This window comes from Nostoc favosum CHAB5714 (assembly GCF_020829495.1).
Classification (GTDB): domain Bacteria; phylum Cyanobacteriota; class Cyanobacteriia; order Cyanobacteriales; family Nostocaceae; genus Nostoc; species Nostoc favosum.
On record NZ_JAIVFQ010000211.1, the window covers coordinates 1 to 4010 of the forward strand.

General features: G+C 43.4%; 3 protein-coding genes. All 3 read left to right on the forward strand.

The window, feature by feature from the left end; translation table 11 throughout:
* The first annotated feature begins 118 nt into the window (after positions 1–118).
* Positions 119–481: a hypothetical protein gene (locus tag LC586_RS39825; protein ID WP_229491278.1), complete on the forward strand. Its 363-nt coding sequence runs from the start codon at positions 119–121 to the stop codon at positions 479–481.
* A gap of 120 nt (positions 482–601) precedes the next feature.
* Positions 602–973: a hypothetical protein gene (locus tag LC586_RS39830; RefSeq protein ID WP_229491279.1), complete on the forward strand. Its 372-nt coding sequence runs from the start codon at positions 602–604 to the stop codon at positions 971–973.
* 294 nt (positions 974–1267) lie between these two features.
* A partial coding sequence (locus LC586_RS41810; RefSeq protein WP_229491280.1) for a strawberry notch family protein occupies positions 1268–4010 on the forward strand: 2743 nt, incomplete at its 3' end.

Consider the following 4010-nt stretch of genomic DNA (forward strand, 5'->3'; position numbering starts at 1 on the left):
CCGTCGAACTAAGATTTCCGGAGCGCAGTGGAAGCGAGAAAATGTACCTCAAGTCCTAGCCCATCGCTGTGCCTACCTCAATGGATTATTGTCGGTTTGAGCCACTTCAAAAACTGGGATGCTCCCGTTTTCTTCAGCTGCAAGTCAATGGCTAAAACCTCTGTTAGAACGTTTCGAGGCTCAACGTTTACAACAGCTTAAAAATCTTAATAATCAATTTCTTATAATTGCACCTAACCATAAGTCTCGTCATTTGAAACCTGTTAGTACTCGCTTTATTTATAATGTTGTTAAAAAAGTATGTCTGCGTACTATTAATGCTCAATGTAATATTAAGACTTTACGGATTACAGCAGCTGTTATGTTTGCTGACCGTGCTGGAGGAGGGATTTTAGAATGGATGGGATGGGGAGAACAACAGGCATTCTTCTACAGTTGGGGAGATAGAGAAGTAATAAACCCTATGCAATCGTATTCATGAGTATTATTTTCTGAATTCTACGTATTTAACACAAATTATTGTCTTTTATCCTATAACTTTTGCTTAATTTAGATAAGTCTTACTTCTTTATAAATGCAAATAATATACAATTGACAGCAAATGAAAAAGCCACTAAACAAGATTTTTGAAAGTTTTTTTCTCCTATCTAATGACTTAGGGTTAGAACCAGAGTTAATAACTTGGTACGCAAGCAAGTCTGAAATAGCTACTATGATCAATGAAGCTTTGCATGAGTACCGAACCAATCATTCTTTACTATATAAATATGGGTGGACATATCAAATTAAAATACAATATCAACTTTATGTAATAGATAAGTTTGGAATAAAATACACCTGTGATGTTAACTTTGACAAGCTTACTACTTTAGAGCAATTTATTAAAACTTTTCTTATTCATGAAAGTGGGGGTGAATGGATAACAAGAAATCGTTTGTTATTTAGCAAAGTTTCAGGTGAAGATTGCCCATAGATAGTTTTATAAAATAAAGCTATACTATTAGGCTTGAGCTTGCTAATTTTTCATCCAATATTATGTTGAATGTTCAATATCTTCGATAATTCACAAAAATATAGTGTTAGTATAAGCTGCATAAATATAGGCTCGAATCTAGCCTTGCTTTTGTTATATTTGTGCTGGTTATGCTAAAGTCCATAGCTAAAAACGGGTACTTTTACTTCATTAGCTCAAAAAAAACTTAAAACATCAGAGAATATTTTAGGCGATGGGACGGGAGCAGGGAAAGGACGACAGTGTGCAGGTATTATATTAGACAATTGGTGTCAGGGGCTCAGAAAAGCAATTTGGGTATCTAAAAGTTCTGCCTTAATTGAAGATGCCCGTAGAGACTGGTGTGCTTTAGGAGGTGATGCAAAAGACATTATCGACCTCAGTAACATCAAACTTGGCGACCCCATCCCTTTCACCCAAGGCATTCTGTTCTGCACGTACTCAACTCTGCGCTCACTTCATAACGGCAAAAGTCGGCTCAAGCAAATCGTTGAATGGGCTGGCATTGACTTTGAGGGAGCGATCGCTTATGACGAGTGCCACAGCATGGGCAATGCGATGGCAGTTGAGGGTGCGCTCGGCTTAGTGAGTGCATCACAACAGGGCATTGTTGGGCTGCGGTTGCAAAACGCATTACCGCAGGCACGGGTTGTCTATGTCTCTGCAACTGGAGCGACGAAGGTTTCTAACCTATCTTACGCAAATCGTCTGGGGCTTTGGCAGACTGGAGATTTTCCGTTTACCTCCCGTGAGGATTTTGTGGAATCCATTGAGGGCGGTGGTATCGCCGCGATGGAAGTCGTAGCCAGGGATCTCAAGGCTTTGGGACTGTATCTGGCGCGGAGCCTCTCGTTTGAGGGGGTGGAGTATCAGACTCAAGACATTGAGTTAACGCCAACGCAAGAACGGATTTATAATAGCTATTCCGATGCTTTTCAAGTTATTCACCATAATTTAGACAAAGCCCTGGAAGCTTGTAATATCTCTAGTTCCAAGACTTACAACCGTGCTGCAAAGATGAGCGCGGTGTCTCAGTTCGAGTCGCACAAGCAAAGATTCTTCAACCATCTGTTGACTGGCATGAAATGTCCGCAGTTAATTAAAGCAATTGAAGAGGATTTAGCTGCGGGCAACGCCATTGTTATTCAAATTGTATCAACTAATGAGGAGTTGCTTAAGCGCCGACTCAATGAAGTTGCACCCGAAGAATGGCAGGATCTCAATCTTGACCTGACTCCACGGGAATATGTTATGGATTATTTGATGAGTGCTTTCCCCATTTATCTCCATTCAATCCATTCAGGTGTTGATGGAGAAGAAAGATCCGAGCCAGCCTTTGATGCCGATGGCTCTCCAGTTATCTCCCAAGAAGCTGTAGCCTTGAGAGATGCTCTAGTTGATCGACTGGCAAGCCTTGACCCCATCCCCGGCGCATTAGAACAATTGCTGTGGCATTTTGGTCACAAGCAAGTGGCTGAAGTTACAGGTCGTAGCAAACGGGTGTTAAAAGATGAATCTGGACGTTTGTTCGTGGATTCACGCGGTGCTGGGGTGAATATTGCTGAAACTGCTGCGTTTATGCAGGGAGACAAACAAATCCTCATCTTCAGTGACGCTGGTGGGACAGGCAGAAGTTATCATGCTGATCTAAATGCTGCGAATCGTCGGCGGCGATCGCACTACCTGCTTGAAGCTGGCTGGAGAGCAGACAACGCAATTCAAGGACTTGGGCGATCGCATCGCACAAACCAAGCATCAGCGCCCGTGTTTAGACCTGTTACCACTAACGTTATAGGTGAACGCCGCTTTATCTCAACCATCGCTCGAAGGCTGGATAGCTTGGGCGCTCTTACTCGTGGTCAACGGCAGACGGGTAGCAATGGGATATTTGAGGCTAAAGATAATCTTGAATCTCAGTATGCAGAACACGCTTTGTATGAGTTATTTAAGCAAATCTTCCAAGGTCGATTTTATGAAGTGTCACTCGGCACTTTCGAGCAAATGACAGGTTTATCGCTGACTTCCCACGAAGGCGGGATGAAGATCGATCTCCCACCACTACGGCAATTCCTTAATCGGCTGCTGGCTTTACGCATCGATATGCAAAACGTCATTTTCGAGCGTTTTGAGTTATTGCTAAGTCAGCAGATTGAAGCAGCGATCGCGGCTGGTGTCTATGAGATGGGTGTGGAAACTTTACGGGCTGAGAAATTTACCGTCGAAAACCGTGAAACTGTGTACACACATCCTGTCACTGGTAGCGTAACGAACTATCTCAAGATAGAACGCACTCAGAAGAATAACATCAGAACGGCTGACGAAATGCTTGAGTTTGCCAGTATGTACCAGGGGAAATTGATGGTTAACACCAAGTCTGGTCATGCTGCTGTGTCAATTCCGACACATAGTATCTACGACGCTGATGGTGGTGTTGTACCAAGAGTGTTACTCGTCCGTCCCCAAAAAGAAACCCGTATACCAGTCAAGGATTTAGAATCTTCCACTTGGAAAGCGGTTTATGTCGATGCGTTCGTCGCAGGGTGGTCTATTGAAATAGATGCACTGCCCAAGTTCACAACTGATTACCTGCATTTAGTCACCGGTATTTTGTTGCCCATCTGGAAAATCCTGCCGCAGCACAATAGCCGAGTATTCCGACTACAAACCAGCGATGGACAAAAGATTCTCGGTCGAGTGGTGAATGCTCACGACATTCAAACCGTGCGCGAACAACTTGGACTAAGAAATCAGGTGCTTTCTCCTGAAGAACTTGTTTCGCTGGTACTGAACGAGAGATATACACAGCAACTACCAGGAGGAATTATGCTGCGGCGGTCTTTCGTTGCTAATGAACCTCGCATAGAACTAGTTAATGCTATCTCACTGGCAGAGCGACTCTTAGCTGTTGGATGTTTCACCGAGATCATCAACTGGCGCAAGCGGTTATTCATTCCGGTTTCAGACAAAGCGCCAGCTATTCTAGCGGCTGTGATTGAAA